Annotated in this window: 14 protein-coding genes; 10 read left to right on the top strand and 4 right to left on the bottom strand. The window is 51.6% G+C overall.

The window, feature by feature from the left end; all coding sequences use genetic code 11:
* Window positions 1–8 precede the first annotated feature (8 nt).
* Together ACFOLF_RS10770 and ACFOLF_RS10765 are read right to left on the bottom strand one after the other, a co-directional pair.
* On the bottom strand, window positions 9–1,424 hold the full coding sequence (locus ACFOLF_RS10770) for an NAD-dependent malic enzyme (RefSeq protein WP_379113930.1): 1,416 nt from the start codon (window positions 1,422–1,424) through the stop codon (window positions 9–11).
* A 147-nt stretch (window positions 1,425–1,571) separates the two neighbouring features.
* Window positions 1,572–2,687 (bottom strand): MGDG synthase family glycosyltransferase, encoded by a 1,116-nt coding sequence (locus ACFOLF_RS10765; protein WP_210038239.1) that lies wholly within the window; start codon window positions 2,685–2,687, stop codon window positions 1,572–1,574.
* 347 nt (window positions 2,688–3,034) lie between these two features.
* Between ACFOLF_RS10765 and kapB the strand changes: the two genes are divergently transcribed.
* From kapB to ACFOLF_RS10745, 4 genes are all read left to right on the top strand, one after another.
* Window positions 3,035–3,433 (top strand): sporulation phosphorelay system protein KapB, encoded by a 399-nt coding sequence (gene kapB, locus ACFOLF_RS10760; protein WP_210038240.1) that lies wholly within the window; start codon window positions 3,035–3,037, stop codon window positions 3,431–3,433.
* 15 nt (window positions 3,434–3,448) lie between these two features.
* Window positions 3,449–3,982, top strand: a complete 534-nt coding sequence (pyrE, locus tag ACFOLF_RS10755) for an orotate phosphoribosyltransferase (RefSeq protein ID WP_210038241.1) — start codon at window positions 3,449–3,451, stop codon at window positions 3,980–3,982.
* A 169-nt stretch (window positions 3,983–4,151) separates the two neighbouring features.
* Window positions 4,152–4,739, top strand: a complete 588-nt coding sequence (locus ACFOLF_RS10750; protein WP_210038242.1) for a TetR/AcrR family transcriptional regulator — start codon at window positions 4,152–4,154, stop codon at window positions 4,737–4,739.
* A 127-nt stretch (window positions 4,740–4,866) separates the two neighbouring features.
* Window positions 4,867–6,891 (top strand): YhgE/Pip domain-containing protein, encoded by a 2,025-nt coding sequence (locus ACFOLF_RS10745; RefSeq protein ID WP_210038243.1) that lies wholly within the window; start codon window positions 4,867–4,869, stop codon window positions 6,889–6,891.
* Window positions 6,892–7,028: 137 nt separating this feature from the next.
* Here ACFOLF_RS10745 and ACFOLF_RS10740 read toward each other — a convergent pair whose 3' ends face one another.
* Complete coding sequence (locus tag ACFOLF_RS10740; RefSeq protein ID WP_210038244.1) at window positions 7,029–8,411, bottom strand: stalk domain-containing protein; 1,383 nt, start codon at window positions 8,409–8,411, stop codon at window positions 7,029–7,031.
* A 422-nt stretch (window positions 8,412–8,833) separates the two neighbouring features.
* Here ACFOLF_RS10740 and gltB point away from each other — a divergent pair, with 422 nt between their 5' ends.
* From gltB to ACFOLF_RS10720, 4 genes are all read left to right on the top strand, one after another.
* Entirely contained in the window at window positions 8,834–13,438 is a 4,605-nt protein-coding gene (gene gltB / locus ACFOLF_RS10735) for a glutamate synthase large subunit (RefSeq protein ID WP_210038245.1), read from the top strand.
* A 198-nt stretch (window positions 13,439–13,636) separates the two neighbouring features.
* Window positions 13,637–14,674 carry a right-handed parallel beta-helix repeat-containing protein gene (locus ACFOLF_RS10730; RefSeq protein WP_210038246.1) on the top strand — a complete coding sequence of 346 codons (1,038 nt, stop codon included), beginning with the start codon at window positions 13,637–13,639 and terminating at the stop codon, window positions 14,672–14,674.
* A gap of 506 nt (window positions 14,675–15,180) precedes the next feature.
* Complete coding sequence (locus ACFOLF_RS10725; RefSeq protein WP_210038247.1) at window positions 15,181–15,327, top strand: hypothetical protein; 147 nt, start codon at window positions 15,181–15,183, stop codon at window positions 15,325–15,327.
* Window positions 15,328–15,525: 198 nt separating this feature from the next.
* The gene (locus ACFOLF_RS10720) at window positions 15,526–15,666 is read left to right on the top strand and encodes a hypothetical protein (RefSeq protein ID WP_210038248.1); all 141 of its coding nucleotides are present in this window, start codon (window positions 15,526–15,528) and stop codon (window positions 15,664–15,666) included.
* 172 nt (window positions 15,667–15,838) lie between these two features.
* Here ACFOLF_RS10720 and ACFOLF_RS10715 read toward each other — a convergent pair whose 3' ends face one another.
* The gene (locus ACFOLF_RS10715; protein WP_210038249.1) at window positions 15,839–16,207 is read right to left on the bottom strand and encodes a helix-turn-helix domain-containing protein; all 369 of its coding nucleotides are present in this window, start codon (window positions 16,205–16,207) and stop codon (window positions 15,839–15,841) included.
* A gap of 296 nt (window positions 16,208–16,503) precedes the next feature.
* On the opposite strand from ACFOLF_RS10715, the gene ACFOLF_RS10710 reads away from it, so the two are divergent.
* Both ACFOLF_RS10710 and ACFOLF_RS10705 read left to right on the top strand, forming a co-directional pair.
* The gene (locus ACFOLF_RS10710; protein ID WP_210038250.1) at window positions 16,504–17,238 is read left to right on the top strand and encodes a YveK family protein; all 735 of its coding nucleotides are present in this window, start codon (window positions 16,504–16,506) and stop codon (window positions 17,236–17,238) included.
* Entirely contained in the window at window positions 17,219–17,908 is a 690-nt protein-coding gene (locus tag ACFOLF_RS10705; RefSeq protein ID WP_210038251.1) for a CpsD/CapB family tyrosine-protein kinase, read from the top strand. The genes ACFOLF_RS10710 and ACFOLF_RS10705 overlap by 20 nt, the downstream gene beginning before the upstream one ends.
* The last annotated feature ends 161 nt before the right edge of the window (window positions 17,909–18,069 follow it).

The following is an 18,069-nucleotide window of genomic DNA, read 5'->3' as shown; positions in this document are numbered from 1 at the left end:
AACGTCATTTACTCCCGCGGCGTGCGTCTGGCGACACCGCTGTCGATGGCGGCTTGCACGACCCGTCTTCGCACTTCTTCTACCACGCGCTGGTTGAATACGCTTGGTATGATATACAGCGGACTCAACTCGTCAGGACTGATGACCGAGGCGATCGCCTCGGCGGCAGCCAGCTTCATCGGCTCGTTGATGCAGCTCGCTCGGCAGTCCAGGGCACCGCGGAAAATGCCGGGGAAGCACAGTACATTATTGATCTGGTTCGGATAATCGGATCGTCCCGTTGCGATGACAGCGACGATATCCTCTGCCGTTTCCGGGCGGATTTCCGGCTCGGGGTTGGCCATCGCGAATACGATCGGATCCGGGGCCATGCTCATGACCAGCTCCCGCTTCAGAATGCCTCCGGCAGATAAGCCGATGAACACATCGGCGTCCTTGAGCGCTTCAGCCAGGCCGCCGTTCATCCGCTCATCATTGGTGTGCTCGGCATACCACTGCCACATGCCGTTCGGATAATGATGGTCGCGGCATATGATGCCTTCGCGGTCGACGCCGACAACATGCTGCGCTCCGCCGGCAAGCAGCATTTTCGTGCATGCCGTTCCTGCCGCGCCAATGCCGCAAACGACAATCCGCGCATCGGCAATATTCCTTCCGGTCAGCTTCAGGGCATTCAGCAGTCCGGCATACAATACGACGGCAGTCCCGTGCTGGTCATCATGAAAGACGGGAATATCAAGCTCATCCCGCAGCCGCTGTTCAATTTCAAAGCAGCGCGGCGAGGAAATATCCTCCAGATTGATGCCTCCGAAGCCGGGAGCAATGGCCTTGACCGCGGCAATGATGCCTTCGGTATCATGGGTATCCAGGCAGATAGGAAAAGCGTCTACATCGGCGAACTGCTTGAACAGCATCGCTTTTCCTTCCATTACAGGCATAGCCGCGTAGGGACCGATATCCCCAAGACCGAGCACGGCCGTTCCATCGGAAACAACTGCGACTGTATTCCGTTTGATCGTCAGGGTATAGGCTTTGGAGGGATCCTCGAAGATTGCATTGCAGACGCGGGCAACCTCGGGCGTGTAGACGCGCGACAGATCATCGCGGTTTTGAATTGGCGTTTTTGGCTGAACGGAGATTTTGCCGCCAAGATGCAGCAGGAAGGTCCGGTCCGAAATATTGATCAGGCGGATGCCGGGCAGTTCTTCGAGCGCCTTGGCAATTCGTTCATTGGTCGCCGCTTCACTCACCTTGACGGTCAGATCGCGCACCGTGCGGTCGCGTCCGGTCTGTATGACGTCAATGGCGATAATATCGCCGCCTGCCCGCTCAATCGCCGTGGCAGCGGCGCCAAAAAAGACCTTTTGCGTATCCAGCTCAATCCGTAAAATAACGGTTTTCCCATCCAGCGGCACATTCCTCATTCTTAATAGCCTCCCTGATTGTGAATGAACACATGTACTTTCGTTTATTTACCCTCAAAAGAGGCAGGATATGCAAAAGCGGCGCAAACTCTACACTAATCCTTCAGGACGGGACTCAAGATAAAAACGCTCTGAAAAAAGAAGCCGTCACTGCATCAGCTGCAGGACGGCACGGGAGCATTGCATCGGGTTATAATGCTGATTGCGTTTGGTCATCAGATCACGCCGATGCTGGACAGCGCTGTAAGGCTCCTGAATCATTTCAAACCATTTATCTATCGTCTCTGTGTCTATAAGCATTTCGCCGAAGCCGCTCTCAACAAAATATTCGCAGTTGACCTCTTCCTGTCCGGGAATCGGCTCATAGAACAGCATCGGAATGCTCTTGCTGAGACCCTCGGTACAGGTCATGCCGCCGGGTTTGGTAATCAGCAGATCGGATACGTCCATCAGCTTGCTGATCTCTTTGGTAAAGCCCAGCACCTTGATGTTGGGATGCTGGAAATGCGGATCAGCCAGCATTTTTTCTCTGGCCTTGTCGTTATTCCCCACACAGTAGATAATCTGAATGCGGTCCCGCCAGCGTGTCATATACTCCAGAAGATTGTCGCTGTACATAATCCCCCAGCCGCCTCCCATAATAAGGACAGTGGGCATGGGCTTCAAATCGAATTGAGCCTGGAGCTCCGCTTTATCGTGCGTTTCCCAGAAGTTCGGATGAACCGGAATGCCCGTCACTTCAATTCTGCTTGCAGGGATGCCCCGGTCGGTAAGCTTCTTCTTCACAAGCTCGGTGGAGACCAAATACTTGTTGACCTCGGAGCTGGTCCACGTGCCATGAGCGTCATAATCGGTAATAAGCGTGTATAATGGAACATTGAGACCAAGACGCTTCAAGCGGGAGACCACCGCGTTGGGAACAGGGTGGGTGCATACGATCAAATCCGGCTTCAGCTGGGAAATAACTTGAGAGGTATGCGTATAAAATATCCGGTGAAGCGCAAGCTGGGTGAACCTGTTTAAAGATTTCTTGTATTGTCTTCGATATACGATGCCGACTAGCTTCGGCTGTTTGCTGACTGTTTTGCGATAGGCGGAAACAATTAACGGACCAAGCACGGGATTTAAAAATTTGCCAAGCTCAATGACGCGGGTGGAAATACCCGGATTGAGCGCACGCAGCCCGACAGCCAGCGCATAGGCGGCTTGAGTATGACCTGAACCGAATCCTTCAGAGAGCAGCAGCACTCTTTTTTTACGCAACTTCTCACCTACTTTTCTGACCACATAGGAAAAAATGTCCCCAGGATGTCTTTCCTATCGGCGATAACAACACGCAAGGTGAAACGGCTATCGCCGTCCTTTGGAGGCGGGGTGCGTTTCATTCCGGAGAAATATAAGCAAAGTATGATGAAGATTAATACTTTCTTATTTTTCAAAAAATCCCCTCTACCCTATATTACTTTGCAAGTCCGTTCAAAACAAGTTAGGAATTGAGACTTGCGGAGGAATCCTCAGTAATTTATCCTAAAAATTAGGTAAACGAAGGACAGGCGCCTTATTCTTAAATAATCAGCTTGAATTTATAGACGAGCAGGAGGATAAAAAAGATGCAGCAGCAACATAAATTTATTCCGGAAATCGGTTCTTTGGTAGCGGTCCGCTACAAGACAGGAGAGTATATTGGTGAAGTGATGGAAGCTGCGGGCGGCAGTCCGCGCGCACTGGTAAAAGTACTGGCTGTGCTCAAGCATCCGGAGCAGGGCGATCTCCATAATCCGCAAAATCCGGACGTGCCGATGTTTCATGAGCGCAGAGCGCTCAGCTATACGGAGAAGGCCAATATTCCCTATGGCGATCTCGTGCCCTACAAGGGTGAGGTCCCGTCTTATCCGGATTCGCTCAAAGAAGCCCTGGAGAATGAGCTGGCAGCGCTCGACCGGTTGAAGCGGTGGGCTGAGCGCGGCCTGGAGCAGCTTGCGCAGCTGCAGCGGGAATATAAAATTTAAGGAGGCGCGCTCAAGATGGGGAAGGAATGGCTGGCCAAGGAGATTTATGCGGTATCCCATTTAACCGGAGAATTTGTACTGCGTTCAGGTCAAATTTCCAATGAATATTTTGATAAATACTTGTTCGAATCCGACCCCAGACTGCTGGGGGTCATCGCCTCGGAAATGTCAGCCTATATTCCGATTGGAACCCAGGCTCTGGCTGGCATCGAGATGGGAGCGATTCCGCTGACAACGGCACTTTCGCTGGAGACGGGCATCCCTTCCGCATTTGTCAGGAAGAAAGCGAAGGATCATGGAACCTGCAAAATTGCCGAAGGAATCGATGTGGCGGGCAAAAAGGTATGTGTCGTCGAGGATGTTATAACCTCGGGAGGGCAGGTTGTCATGAGTGTCAATGCGCTGCGTGAAGCGGGAGCTATCGTGGATAACGTCATCTGCGTCATCCTGAGGAGTCCGCAAGGACGCAAAAGGCTGGAGGAAATAAACCTGCGGCTGCATGCGCTTTTTACAATGGAAGAACTGAATGAGCTGGGACAGCGGCAGTAGTCCGGAGGGCGGAGGCCGTGCAGCGAATGGGTTAAAGGGATTTGAACAATAAGGGTTGCCTGGTGCGGCAAAAGGTGGTATTATTTGCTTATCGACCAGATGACCGATTTGGGATTTTGGTCAATAACAGATTTTAAGTGGCAAATCCGCGAGAAGGAGGCTTCGGCAAATGGATATCAGAAAGCTTCCGGTTGACCGCCGGCTGCAGGTTGTCGAAGCGGCTGCCCAATCGTTCGCCATGTTCGGCTATAAAGCAACGACAATGGAGCTTGTGGCCAAAATCGCAGCAGTCGGCAAGGGCACCATCTACACCTTCTTCGCCACCAAGGAAGAATTGTTCGATGAAATAATCGGACAGCTGACCGGCGAGCTGCGCTCGCTTGCCGATCGCACGATTAATCGCGAAACGCCCTTCTTCGAAAATCTGACGATTGTGTTGTATGAACTGCTCCGCTTTCGCGAGAAGCATGAGCTGATCGTCAAGCTGTCCCAGGAAGTCCGCGATTTGGGCACTCCCATGGCCAAGGAGGGGATTGCCAAGCTGGAGCGGGCTATCGTCACATGTATACAAAATGAAGTTGCACTGGCAGTCGAGAAAGGCGAGGTGCGCAGCGTCGATCCGGAGCTGACGGCTTTCATCATGCTCAGACTGTACATATCGCTTGCCGTAGACTGGAGCAAAGAGCATGAACCTCTTGCGCGCGAGGAAATCGCCGGGTATTTTGCTTCCCTGCTCAAAAGCGGAGTGGGGGCTTGAAGGCTGCACTAATATAACGAAGCTGTTGTTGACGGTTTGAGAAGCGGCACACGCTGCTTATTTTTTTGAATCAAAGTGACCAAATAACCAAATCGGTCATATGTTCATTATTCATTCGGAGGCGGTTATGATGGGTTTTACCTTGTTTGGCAGAGAGCTTGCACGTATTGTCCGCAGTCCCAAGCTGTTGATCCCGATCATCGGTGTTCTGTTCATTCCGATTATGTACAGCGGCATGCTGGTCGGCGCCTTCTTGGATCCTTACGGGAAGCTTGGCGAGCTGCCGGTAGCTGTCGTTAATGAGGACCAGGGAGCGTCATTTGAGGGTGAAACGCTGACGGTAGGCTCGGATCTGGTCGCGAGCCTGAAGGAAAACAAGCAATTCCGCTGGGCCTTTGTCGATCGGGAAGCTGCGGAGAAGGGCCTTGAGTCCGGGGATTATTACTATGCCATTGAAATCCCGTCCGTCTTCTCCAAGCAGGCAACCACGCTGCTGGACGAGAATCCGCAGCCCGCTTCGCTGAATTATATCTCCAATGACAGCGATAATTATCTGGCTGCGAAAATCGGCCATACGGCGATGGATCAGCTTCAGGCGGAGCTGTCGCAGGAGGTTACCAAAGCCTATGCCCAAGCGGGGTTCCATCAAATCGGCGATGCTGCCAACGGCATTGCGGATGCCAGCGCGGGAGCCGCCAAGCTGAGGGACGGGGCTGCGGACGCGGCGAACGGCGCTTCGCTGCTGCTCGAGAACGCGGGCAAGCTGGCCAGCGGAACGCTGGAACTGAAAAGCGGCGCCGATAAGCTTGGCAAGGGAGCGGGCAGCGTAGCGGAAGGCACGGCTGCTCTGAGCTCCGGCGCGGCGGCCTTGTCAGACGGGCTCGGCAAGCTTGAGGCTGCCGCCGGACAGCTCAGCGGGGGTGCCGGAGATGCCCTGCAGGCGGGCAAGCAGCTTGCTGGCGGGCTTGTGGCGGCGAAGACGGGCAGCGGGCAGCTCGCGGACAGCTCGGCGAAGCTGTCGGCGGCGCTTGAAGCGTACGCCGCCGCCAGAGGCGATGCAGCGCAGGACCCCGCGCTGCAGGAGCTGCTCGCCGCCGCCCGCAAGCTGGCGGCGGGCGCGGGCGGGCTTGCCGGCAGCAGCGCGAAGCTGGCTGCCGGGGCGGCGCAGCTGCAGCAGGGGCAGAGCGCCCTGCTGCAGGGCATGGACGCGCTGCACGCGAAGCTCGCAGACGCGATGAAGAGCGGCGCCCGGCTGGCCGCGGGCGCCAGGGAAACGGCCGGCGGCGCCGCGCAGGTCGCGGACGGCGCAGCCGCAGTAGGCCGCGGAGCGGCCGAGCTTGCCGCTGGCACCGGCAAGCTTCAGAGCGGCTCCGCCGCGCTTGCCAGCGGCGCGCAGCGGCTCGCCGGAGGCACGGCAGAGCTGGCCGGCAAGCTCGGCGCAGCCGCAGCCCAAACAAGCGGCGTCCAGGGAACCGACGCCCTGTATGACATGTTCGCGAAGCCGGTCCATGTCGAGGAGCGCAAGCTCAGCGAGGTGCCGAACTACGGCACGGGCTTCACGCCCTATTTCCTTTCGCTTGGCCTGTTTGTAGGAGCATTGCTGTCATCGATGGTCATGCCCATGCGGGAGACCGGCGAGCTTCCCCGCTCCGGCTGGAGCTGGTTCGCCAGCAAGGCGCTCTTGTTCCTGAGCGTCGGTATGATTCAGGCGCTGATTGCCGATGCCATCCTTGTCTACGGGATCGGCGTGCATGTGAATCATCTGTGGCCCTTCGTCGGCCTCTCGGTGCTGACAAGCATTACCTTTATGATGATTATCCAGTTCCTCGTTACGACAATGGATCAGCCCGGACGATTCGTCGCGGTCATTCTGCTTATCCTGCAGCTGACCGGCAGTGCCGGCACCTATCCGCGCGAACTGGTTCCGGCCTGGCTGAGGAGCATCGGCGACTGGCTGCCGATGACGTATTCGATCTCGGCCTTCAGGTCCATCATTACGGGAGAATCGCTTGGCCAAACAGGGAACCAATCCCTCCATATCGCCTTGTTCGGTATTGTCTTCGCGGGATTGACTCTGGCTTTCTTCCTGTTTCTATTCCGCAAAAACCGCCGCAGAGCGGATGTGCCGGAAAGCAGAATGCTGAGTGTATAAGCCGGCAGTTATCTAAGCAGTTAACCGGTGTGCAGCCAAAAATAAAGCCGTATTCCCTCATTAATATCTGCGGGGAATACGGCTTTTTTCATTTAACAGTTGGTTCTTCTCAGTCAATAGGAAAAGAACCAAGAAGCTTAAGAATTAATGAATGCGGTTTGAAGGGACTTGCGGTAAACGACCTGGTAGCCGAGCCCTCTGGAAAGGGCCGCCAGCGGCAGGTAGGTGAACGAACCTCCGTTTGCCTGCTGCAGATAAGCCGGCGTCTCCAAGGGAACCGCCGTTCCGTCGACCTTCATCGTTTTGGCTCCAATCGTGAAGGAGACGACCTTATTGTTTGCGCTGATTGTGGCTGTTTTGGTTTTGCCGTCCCACGTCAGCTGAGCGTTTAAGGCATCCGCGATGTCGCGCATCGGAAGGAAGGTCGTGTCGTTTTTGAGAATCGGTTTGTTTTTGCCGCCAAGCACGCTGCCATTGATGACGATATCCAGCGGCACCCCCGCCGGAAGCGGAGCGGGCTTGCGGTATTCGCCCCAGATGCCTTTGGCGAACGCCATGGCCATTTGCTCGTAACCGGCCTGCTTGGGATGGATGTCCCCTTGAAGAATACTGGTATAGGCCAGCTCTTTGCCTATGAACGGCTCGGATACGTCCACGGTTTTCACCCGATAGCCTTGTTCGAGGAAACGTGACGCTACGGATTCGTCAAGCTCGCGAAGCTGCTTCACGGCGCCCTGCAGGACGGCATACTGCTCCTCGGTTACCGCCTTGTTGATTGGGGAGGGCTTTGGTACAGGAAGATACTGGTCGGCAAATACAATTTCAGCCTTGGGATTGATGGCGAGCGCGGCGGTTAGCGACGCTTCGAGGGAAGTCTGATAGCTTGCCAGCATCGTGTCGATCCAGGTCTGGATATCGCTTGGACTCATCACATGCTGCTTCATTTCATCGAATAAGGGCAGGAAGTCATTGCCGCCAATCGTCATGACGATCAGATTGGCCTGCTCCAGTACCGTGCGAAGCTCAGCGGACTTGGCAATGGTCTCAGGCGCGAGACGGTACTTCGAAAGACCGGGCTGAATGCCGTCGGCGGTCACGCTTGTTCCGTTCTGCGCGGCCTCCAGCCATTGGCGGAGCCCGTCGGATTTCAGGCCGAGCACGCCGAAGTTCTGGAGCTCCGCCGCTCCATGATACAGAGCCTGCTCATAAACGCGGTCTGCATAGCCATACGGAACGGTGCTTTCCGTCATTCCATTCTCATAGCCCGCTGTGAGGGAGTCGCCCACTGCGGCAATACGCAGCGGAGCGTTTGTTTCCGCGGCTGCGGCCAGCGCCGCATAAGTCTGCTGCAGGACGGCAGCGTTCGGCTGCATTCCCTGATAGCCGGTCGTTCCGATTGAAGAAGTGCCTGCAGCCGGCATAAGCGATGATGTTTCCGCCGCATAGGCGGCAGGTCCTGCCAGCAGCGAGGCTGCGAGTATGCAGGCGGCGAAATTCATTTTCCTGAAGTTGCTATTCAATCTCTCCACGTCCTTTTGATAAAATGTAAAAGTATTCGGTTCGAATTGCTTGTATTTCTAAGATGAAGAAACTTGTTGTGAGCCGCCAAAGGAGGGTGGAGCTGTTTCTTCTTGACTGTTAAAACCTGCGCACCGTAAAAGATCTCTTATCAGAACCATAAAAAATATTAAATTGATATCATTATGGGGTGATGTTAAAATAAAATAATAACGTTTTGACGCAGATTTATCGGAAGATGCTGATGATTACAGCTTGCTTGCGAGCGTACAACAGCGTCTTTTAACTTGTTCATTTTTCGCTGGTTTGGTATGCTGTATGCTTACGCATTCCTTCATTCTAAACCAAAGCAGGGCGAAAATGAAGACGGATCTTTTGTAACCACCGTTTATCCACAAATTTTCTCATAGAGAGGTTGCACGACATGAAAGAGAATCGTTATGGGTTGCCGCCGAAGCAAGGCCTGTACGATCCGCAATTAGAGAAAGACGCTTGCGGTATGGGCTTTGTGGCTAACATCAAAGGGAAAAAATCACATACCATTATTCAGCAAGCGCTGACGGTGCTTGAGAATATGGAACACCGCGGCGGCCAAGGGAGCGAGCCCAACACGGGAGACGGAGCGGGCATCATGCTGCAGATTCCGCATGCTTTTTTCGCTCGGGAATTGAAAGGGCAAGGCATTGAGCTGCCGGCAAACGGAGAGTATGCGGTAGGCATGCTGTTCTTGTCGCAGGATGAAGCGCTGCGCAGCACGCACGAGCGTGAGCTTGAATCCATTATTCGCGAAGAAGGCCAGACTCTGATCGGCTGGCGCACGGTTCCGACGAATGATGGGAAGCTTGGCGAATCCGCCAAGAGCGTAAAGCCGTTTGTCCGCCAGGTGTTTATCGGCCGCAGCGCCGATATCCAGGATGAGCTTGCCTTTGAACGCAAAATTTATGTCATCCGCAAGCGTTCGGAGCATGCTATCCGCTACTCCGGTGCCGAAGGTGCGGACACGTACTATATCCCGAGCATGTCGAGCAAGAAAATCGTTTATAAAGGAATGCTTACAACCGAGCAGGTTCGTTCATTCTATCTGGAATTGAACGATGAAGCGGTGGAAACGGCAATCGCGCTGGTACACTCCCGTTTCTCCACGAACACGTTCCCGAGCTGGGAGCGGGCGCATCCTTACCGTTATATGATTCATAACGGCGAGATCAATACGCTGCGCGGCAATGTCAACTGGATGCATGCGCGCCAGACCCTGTTCGAAACCGAGCTGTTCGGTTCCGATATGGATAAAATCAAGCCGGTTATCGATCCGGACGGTTCCGATACCGCGATGTTCGATAACACGCTGGAATTCATGTATCTGTCCGGCCGGTCTCTTCCGCATGTCGCAATGATGATGGTTCCCGAGCCGTGGTCGAACCATGAGGGCATGGATGACGACAAGAAGGCATTCTACGAATATCACAGCACGCTTATGGAGCCATGGGACGGGCCTGCGGCAATGGGGTTCACAGACGGTACCCAGATCGTCGCTCTGCTCGACCGCAATGGGCTTCGTCCTGCGCGTTACTACGTGACGAAGGATGACGTTATCATTCTGGGTTCGGAAGCGGGCACCGTACCGGTTGAGCCGGACAATATATTGTACAAGGATCGTCTTCGCCCGGGACGGATGCTGCTGGTGGATACCAAGGAAGGCCGCATCATTACCGATGAAGAAGTCAAAGCGCAAATCGTGAAGGAGCATCCTTACCGTGAATGGCTCGACGAGCATCTCGTCGGTCTGGATGATCTGCCCGATGCGCCGGAGCTGCCTGAACCGGATCATGCAACCGTGCAGCAGCGCCAGCAGGCTTTTGGCTACACATTCGAAGATCTGCGCAAAGTGCTGGAGCCGATGGCTGGCAGCGGCGTGGAACCGATTGCATCCATGGGCTACGATGCTCCTCTGGCCGTGCTGTCGGAGCGTCCGCAGCGTCTTTACAATTATTTCAAGCAATTGTTCGCTCAAGTCACGAATCCGCCGATTGATGCCATTCGTGAGGAGATTATTACAGCGACAGGAACGACTCTCGGACCTGAGCGCAACCTGCTTCAACCGGAACCTGAAAGCTGCCGTCATATCAGACTGGCTTCGCCTGTTCTGTCCAACGAAGAGTTTGCCAAGCTGCGCCATGTGCGCCGTCCCGGATTCAAGTCGATTACACTGCCTATTCTGTACCAGGCGGCTAATGGCGAAGAGGGTCTGCGCAGCGCTTTGACCCAAATGTGCGAAGCGGCTGACCGCGTAATCAGCAAAGGGCATAATATCCTGATCTTGTCCGACCGCGGAGTAGACCGCGAGAATGCAGCCATTCCGGCTCTGCTTGCGGTATCGGCGCTGCATCATCATCTGATCCGCGAAGGATCGCGGACCAAGGTCTGCATCCTGCTCGAATCCGGCGAACCGCGCGAGGTGCATCATTTTGCCCTGCTGCTCGGCTACGGCGTCAGTGCGGTCAATCCGTATCTGGCTTTCGAGACGCTTGACGATATGATCCGCCAAGGCATGCTGCGCGGCGTTACGCATGATAAAGCTGTGAAGAATTTCATCAAGGCAGCGACCAAGGGCGTCGTAAAGGTGCTCTCCAAAATGGGGATTTCCACCATTCAATCCTACCGCGGATCGCAAATCTTCGAAGCTGTTGGCTTGAAAGAAGAGCTGGTGGACGAATATTTCACCTGGACGCAGTCCCGCATCGGCGGTATTGGCCTGGATGTGATTGCCGACGAGAATCTGAAGCATCATAACCGCGCGTTTACCGAGCAGGAAGGCGGCGAGAAGGAGCTGGATTCCGGCGGCGAATATCAATGGCGCAAGGACGGCGAGGACCATCTCTTCAGTCCCCAAACGATCCACACGCTGCAGATGGCATCGCGCTCGAACGATTATAAGCTGTACAAGAAATTTTCGGCGCTTGTGCAAGGCGAGGACAAGAAGCATCTGACCCTTCGTTCGCTGCTTGATTTCAAACATAATTCCGAGCCAATTCCTCTGGATGAGGTTGAGTCTGTGGAGTCCATCGTCAAACGGTTCAAAACCGGGGCAATGTCCTACGGCTCCATCAGTAAGGAAGCCCATGAATCGCTTGCAATTGCGATGAACCGCATTGGCGGCAAATCCAATACGGGCGAAGGCGGCGAGGATCCGGCCCGGTTTATCCCGGATGCCAATGGGGACTCCAGACGCAGTGCCATTAAGCAGGTGGCTTCCGGCCGCTTCGGCGTTACCAGCGATTACCTCGTCAATGCGGATGAGATCCAGATCAAGATGGCACAGGGCGCCAAGCCTGGTGAAGGCGGGCAGCTGCCTGGCCGTAAAGTTTATCCGTGGGTTGCTGAAGTGCGCGGATCGACGCCGGGTGTGGGTCTGATTTCTCCGCCGCCGCATCATGATATTTATTCCATCGAGGATTTGGCGGAGTTGATTCATGATCTGAAGAACGCCAATCCGCGGGCACGCATCAACGTGAAGCTGGTATCCGAGGTAGGCGTTGGGACGATTGCCGCAGGGGTGGCCAAGGGCCGTGCCGATGTTATTCTGGTCAGCGGCTATGATGGAGGAACAGGAGCATCGCCTCTGGCTTCCATCCGTCATGCCGGAATGCCTTGGGAGCTTGGTTTGGCGGAAACGCACCAGACGCTGATGCTGAACAATCTTCGTGATCGCGTCGTCGTCGAAACCGATGGCAAAATCATGAACGGGCGCGACCTCGCCATCGCTGCTCTATTGGGCGCTGAGGAGTATGGTTTCTCCACGGCTCCGCTGGTCGTACTGGGCTGCATTATGATGCGTGTCTGCCAGCTGGATACCTGTCCGGTGGGAGTGGCAACGCAAAACCCTGAGCTGCGCAAGAAATTCATGGGCGATCCGAGCCATGTAGCCAACTACATGCTGTTCGTTGCACAGGAGCTTCGGGAAATCATGGCTGAGCTTGGATTCCGTACGGTGCAGGATATGGTTGGACGTGTCGACCGTCTGGAGACGAAGACATTGATCGAACATTACAAGCTCAAAGGAATCGATCTGACGCGCTTGCTGCATCAGCCTGAGCTGCCTGAAGGCGCTGTGCGCTACTGCATTCAGGAGCAGGATCACAAGCTTGACGAGTCGCTTGATATGCAGAAGCTGCTTCCGATCGCGGAGCGTGCGCTTGAGAGCGGCGAGAAAGTCAGCGCTACCCTGCCGATCCGCAACATCAATCGTGTTGTCGGGACGATATTGGGCAGCGAGGTAACCCGCCGTTATGGAGCAAAGGGTTTGCCGGAGGATACTATTTCGTATCACTTTATCGGCTCTGCAGGACAAAGCTTTGGCGCTTTCGTACCGAAGGGGATTACACTTTCTCTGGAAGGCGACTCCAACGACTATGTCGGCAAAGGGCTATCCGGCGGCAAAATCATCATCGCTCCATCGCCTCAGGCGACGTTTAAGGCCGAGGAGAATGTCATCATAGGCAACACCGCGCTCTACGGCGCAACGAACGGTGAAGCTTATATCAGCGGGATTGCCGGTGAGCGTTTTGCTGTACGAAACTCGGGCGCCAAGGTCGTTGTCGAAGGTGTAGGCGATCACGGCTGTGAGTATATGACGGGTGGCCGTGTTGTAATTCTGGGGAACACAGGCCGTAATTTTGCCGCAGGGATGTCGGGGGGCGTCGCCTACGTGCTGGATGAGACCGGTGACTTCTACAAGCATTGCAACATCGAGATGGTGCTTCTGGAGCGCGTGGAGGATGCCAGAGAAGTTACGGAGCTTCGTGAAATGATTGAGCGCCACGTGACATATACGGGCAGCGCAATCGGCGAACGGGTGCTGAAGGATTGGGACACATCGATAACGAGGTTTGTGAAGGTCATTCCGAAGGATTACAAACGGATGCTGGAGCAAATCGAGAAGATGGAGCAAACCGGCTTAGCCGGCGAGGCTGCTCTCTTGGCAGCATTTGAAGCCAATATGAAAGAGCTGGCCCGCATTGGCGGCAACTAAAACAGGTGGAATAGGAAAGACTGCAGGGTGACCTCGGCAGTCTTTCTTTTTTTGTACTTATAGAATGTGAAGGATTCAAAAGGGCGGCTTTGGCAACTACTTATCGGCATAGGGGGCATGCAACCAGAAACAATCGGAGGTTCCAATAATAGAATAGATTATCAGGATAAATAGGAAGGAGGAGGAATTATGGTGAGTATGAATGTGATAACAGATTTTAATGCTGTGGGTGACGGTATTCATGATGATACGCTAGCTATTCAAACCGCCATTAATTCTGTCCCGGAAGGCGGAACTCTGCTTGTGCCCGCGGGTAATTACAAGGTAAGCAAAAACCCGCTTCATAAAATAACAACAGGCTATGGAACCAGTTATGCTGCATTGAAAATCGTAAAGCCGATAACCATTATAATGAACGATGCCATTTTCGAGACCAAGACTGCAGACAGCTACGGAGCATTCTGGGTTTATAAGGCTTCGAATGTTCATTTCCAGGGCGGAAGTCTTAGAGGGGATCAACTACCTTCGAACGGCATTCTAACCTCGAGGGTGGGTCTCCTGCTTCAGGATTGCCGGTCCTGTTCGGTTGAAGGGATGACCATAAGGAATTACTCCCAAGGTATTAATGTGTATAATTCTGAGGACTGCTCGATCTCCCGGATCATAAGCGAATATAATAATGGTTCCGGCATTATTAGCTTCAATTCTGACCGCTGCCTGATTGACTCCTGTCAAATCCGAAATTCCCGCGACGGACATCTTTCGCTTTTTGGAGGCGGCCAATACAACACGGTATCGAACTGCACGGTGACCGAGGATCGCGACGGAAATTTGAATCAACAGGGGATCACGCTTGAAAGAGAGATAAACAGCGTAATCAAAAACAATACGGTAAGAGGCTTTTATTATGGAATTGATGTCAAAAATGGCTCGGATTCCTGTATCCTTCTTGAGAATCAATGCACGAATAATCAATTTAATATTGCGATTCGACCAGGGGATGACGGCAACAATCTTCAAGCCACAAGCAACAATATTACTATTTCAAAAAACGATGTCACAAGTCCGCGCAGGCTTGGTCCCAGTGCCGGCATTCTTGTAAAGGTTGGAAGCGGGCATGTGATCTCGGAGAATATCATCAATAAAAACATGCTGATCTTGATAGGCGGCGTACGGATCAATAATAATCTGTCGCTCAATCAAATTAAAATTATTAATAATCGTTTCATATCCTAAAAGTCGGGGTAATTATCATTTTGGGATGGTGCGGTTTTATGGGCTGCTGTGAAATTGCTTTAAGCAAGCTTTCACATTCCTGTAAGGCCGTTTTTTGCTGCAAAGAGGTGATTGTATGAGAAAAACATTAGAATATCTGAGAGAAACTTAATCGCGAAATGAGGCATTTTGGTACCTTAGGAGGCTTACATACGGGAGTATACATGGTATGATGCTTCTTGTAATCCGTTATAGAAATGGATTGCGGAGAGCTGGAACTGAAGACAGTACGCTTCCATAGTGAGCTGTCAAGAGATCAAAGTGCATCCATTATCGGTTATATCGGTAATAAGCTATGGATAATGAATAGAAACTCCCAATATGATTGCGAATTCGACAAAATAACAGGAAGATAGTACGGTTTAGACTTCCAACAAACGACAACTTAAACAAATCAAAGCGGTTACAATGATTACAGTCTTTCAGTAGCCGGTCGATTTAATAGGTCTAAGGAGTGATTTGTTGCAATGATTCATACGAATGAAAGACAACTGCACGATATGAAGCTCAAGCAAAAGGAAACCATTGATATTCGAACGATTATGGAGCAAATGGGCATATCCAAGGAATGGGAGGATGAGTATCGAAGCAGCGCCAAGAAAAGGTTAAGCTGATCGGCAGTTCTTCTTGAAAACAGGTTTCTGACAACCATCATAGATCATTATAATCTTTGTATGTAAGAAAACGAATTCTTATATGCGAAGATTTTTTAATTACGATGTCAGTTTGAAATCGATTTGAATAATAACCAATTAACAAGAGCGCATTTGTATGGTTCGTGAAAACACAAAGAGCTGAGGTGTTGATTTGGAATGAATTCAAACCAGGATAAAAAGACCGATCGCGCGGCAGGCAAGCAGGTAGAGCTCGATGTGAGAGCGATTATGGAACAGCTCGGCATTACTTCTAACAGCTGGTCTCAAATCAATGCTTCCGTGGAAGGGAAAAAATGAGGATAAGCAAGAAGAGACGGCATTTGCCGGTCTCTGGCGGCAAGATTGGCTTCTTCCTTCTAACCTTATAGACATTTACAGGAGTGAAACGTCATCCTTTTCTATAAGGACAAAAAAACCATAGTTGGCTTAGCTGGCCAACTGTGGTTTTTTTTTGAAAAGTGATGCTCATTTAATTCATCATTCTCTCTGCGCGTACAAAAGCAATGAACCGCCGCGCTTCTTCAACAGTTAACTTGCGGCCATCTATGGTCAAGGCGAAATTCTGCAGCAATTGTTCGTCCGCCAGTTCTAATTGATCGACAAACTGGCGTATCGGATCGTCGAGTGTAACATGAGGAGAATTTGTTCTTCCTACGAGGAAGTCTACAGAAACATGAAACAAGTCGGCGAATTTGGAAAGTGTTTCGGTATCTGGTTCCCTGCGGTTTTTCTCGTAATGAGATAATGCCGCTCGCGAAATTCCCAGTGAAGCAGCGGTATGTTCCTGAGTCCACCCCCTATCTTCCCTCAATTTTGCAATACGAATTCCTATGTTCATAATACTCCTCCTAACCAGCCATACCAACATATTAATACGAAACGCTTACAAATGCATGATATGAAACAAAACGTAGCAAGCTTGTAAGAACTATGAAAAAATCCTTGACATGCTACAATCCGTATCGTAAAGTAAACATTGAAAATGATACATTACGTATCATACCTGTTATTCAGTATTACCACAAATCATTTTTTAATTCGTACTGGATAAACAGTTTTTTACATTTATTGCTGAATAAACGAATTGTTTTATTAAATGAGGGCTAAAACCTCATTCTCACGGGAGGAACAAAGGTGGAACTTAAACAATATTTTAAAATTGTAATCAAAAAGATTTGGTTGGTCATTATCGTTGTTGCGATCGGATGTATTCTTGCAGGTATTAAAAGCTTCTACTTAACAACACCAATGTATCAGGCGAACGCCAAGCTAATTGTCAATCAGTCCTCCCAGATTGCAGACTCCATCAATGTAAGCAACATACAGACAGGTATTATGTTAATAAATTCATACAAGGAAATTATTAAATCTCCGGCAATCATTAATAAGGTGCATCAGCAATTTCCTGAATTGAGAGTCAGCCCGGGCAAGATTTCGGTGGCTTCTGCCAATAACTCGCAAATCATGAATTTGGTTTACAGTGATGTATCCTACGAGAATGCCGCCAAGAGCGTGAATGCAATATCGCTTGTATTCAAGGAGCAGATCCCCACCATTATGAACATTGACAACGTAACGATACTCAGCGAAGCAAGCGAGGTGGGCTCTCCGGTTCCTTTTAATACGAGTCCGTTGATGAATTTCCTTGTGGCTATCATCCTTTCATTAGTGATAGGACTGGGTATAGTTTTCCTGCTCGATTATCTCGACAATACCTTCAAGAATGAATACGAATTGGAAAGTGAGCTTGGCCTGCCCACACTGGCTCTTGTTATGAATATAACGAAAGAGGATCTCAGCCCGCGCAAAGCATCGCTTTCTAAAAAGAAGAAAGTAGGTGAAAGTGCTTATGCCTCAATCAACCAATGAGAGTAATCTGATCACGTTATTGAATCCCAAGTCGCCTATTTCAGAAGCTTACCGCAAATTGCGTACAAATATCCAGTTTTCTTTCCTTGATACGCCCATGAAAGTTCTTATGGTTGCTTCCGCTCAAGTAGATGAAGGGAAAACAACCACCATCAGCAATCTGGCTGTAGCTTATGCCCAGGAGGGCAAGAAGGTTCTGCTGCTGGATGCTGATCTTCGAAAGCCATCTCTGCATCATGTTCTTGCCCAAAATAATCGAAACGGTTTGACTAATATATTGACAGATCAAATCAAGTGGCAGGAGGCTCTTAAAACGACAGGTGTTGATAATCTGTCTTTAATTGTCTCGGGACCTATACCCCCCAATCCTTCCGAGATGCTGGGCAACCATCGTATGAACACATTGATTAAGGATCTCAAGGAGCATTTTGACATCGTGCTGATTGATACGCCTCCCGTTCTTGCCGTAACCGACAGTCTGATCGTCAGCTCGCTTTGCGACGGGGTCATTATGGTTGTGGCTGCGGGCAAGGCGGAGAAGGAAATGGTCAAAAAGGCCAAAGCCAGCCTTGAGCATGTCAATGCGCGGATTATCGGCGCTGTTCTGAATAACCTGAACCGCAAAGATGTCAAATCGAGCTTTAAAAATGTCTATGGTACTGCTGAGTAACTAAAATATGGCGCGTGTATAGGTAATGTCTACTGCACCTTTATCACTGTAGGCACTCGGTCACGCTGTGGGTTATGAAACCTTAGACATGATTGTCAAGGGTGTGATGAGAGGTCGGGTTTGATGCCCGTTTTTCTAAAAATTCGAGCTATCGATTTTTC

Origin of the sequence: Paenibacillus sepulcri (genome assembly GCF_042647105.1) — a bacterium.
GTDB lineage: Bacteria > Bacillota > Bacilli > Paenibacillales > Paenibacillaceae > Paenibacillus_Z > Paenibacillus_Z sepulcri.
The sequence above is the reverse complement of the archived record's forward strand: the minus strand, read 5'-3'. Positions and strand labels throughout refer to the sequence as shown.

What these genes read in the sequence shown, in the direction of transcription:
- ACFOLF_RS10770 (WP_379113930.1), bottom strand. Translation starts at nt 1,424, where the DNA reads ATGAGGAATGTGCCGCTGGATGGGAAAACCGTTATTTTACGGATTGAG.
- kapB (WP_210038240.1), top strand. Translation starts at nt 3,035, where the DNA reads ATGCAGCAGCAACATAAATTTATTCCGGAAATCGGTTCTTTGGTAGCG.
- pyrE (WP_210038241.1), top strand. Translation starts at nt 3,449, where the DNA reads ATGGGGAAGGAATGGCTGGCCAAGGAGATTTATGCGGTATCCCATTTA.
- ACFOLF_RS10750 (WP_210038242.1), top strand. Translation starts at nt 4,152, where the DNA reads ATGGATATCAGAAAGCTTCCGGTTGACCGCCGGCTGCAGGTTGTCGAA.
- ACFOLF_RS10745 (WP_210038243.1), top strand. Translation starts at nt 4,867, where the DNA reads ATGATGGGTTTTACCTTGTTTGGCAGAGAGCTTGCACGTATTGTCCGC.
- gltB (WP_210038245.1), top strand. Translation starts at nt 8,834, where the DNA reads ATGAAAGAGAATCGTTATGGGTTGCCGCCGAAGCAAGGCCTGTACGAT.
- ACFOLF_RS10730 (WP_210038246.1), top strand. Translation starts at nt 13,637, where the DNA reads ATGAATGTGATAACAGATTTTAATGCTGTGGGTGACGGTATTCATGAT.
- ACFOLF_RS10725 (WP_210038247.1), top strand. Translation starts at nt 15,181, where the DNA reads ATGATTCATACGAATGAAAGACAACTGCACGATATGAAGCTCAAGCAA.
- ACFOLF_RS10720 (WP_210038248.1), top strand. Translation starts at nt 15,526, where the DNA reads ATGAATTCAAACCAGGATAAAAAGACCGATCGCGCGGCAGGCAAGCAG.
- ACFOLF_RS10715 (WP_210038249.1), bottom strand. Translation starts at nt 16,207, where the DNA reads ATGAACATAGGAATTCGTATTGCAAAATTGAGGGAAGATAGGGGGTGG.
- ACFOLF_RS10705 (WP_210038251.1), top strand. Translation starts at nt 17,219, where the DNA reads ATGCCTCAATCAACCAATGAGAGTAATCTGATCACGTTATTGAATCCC.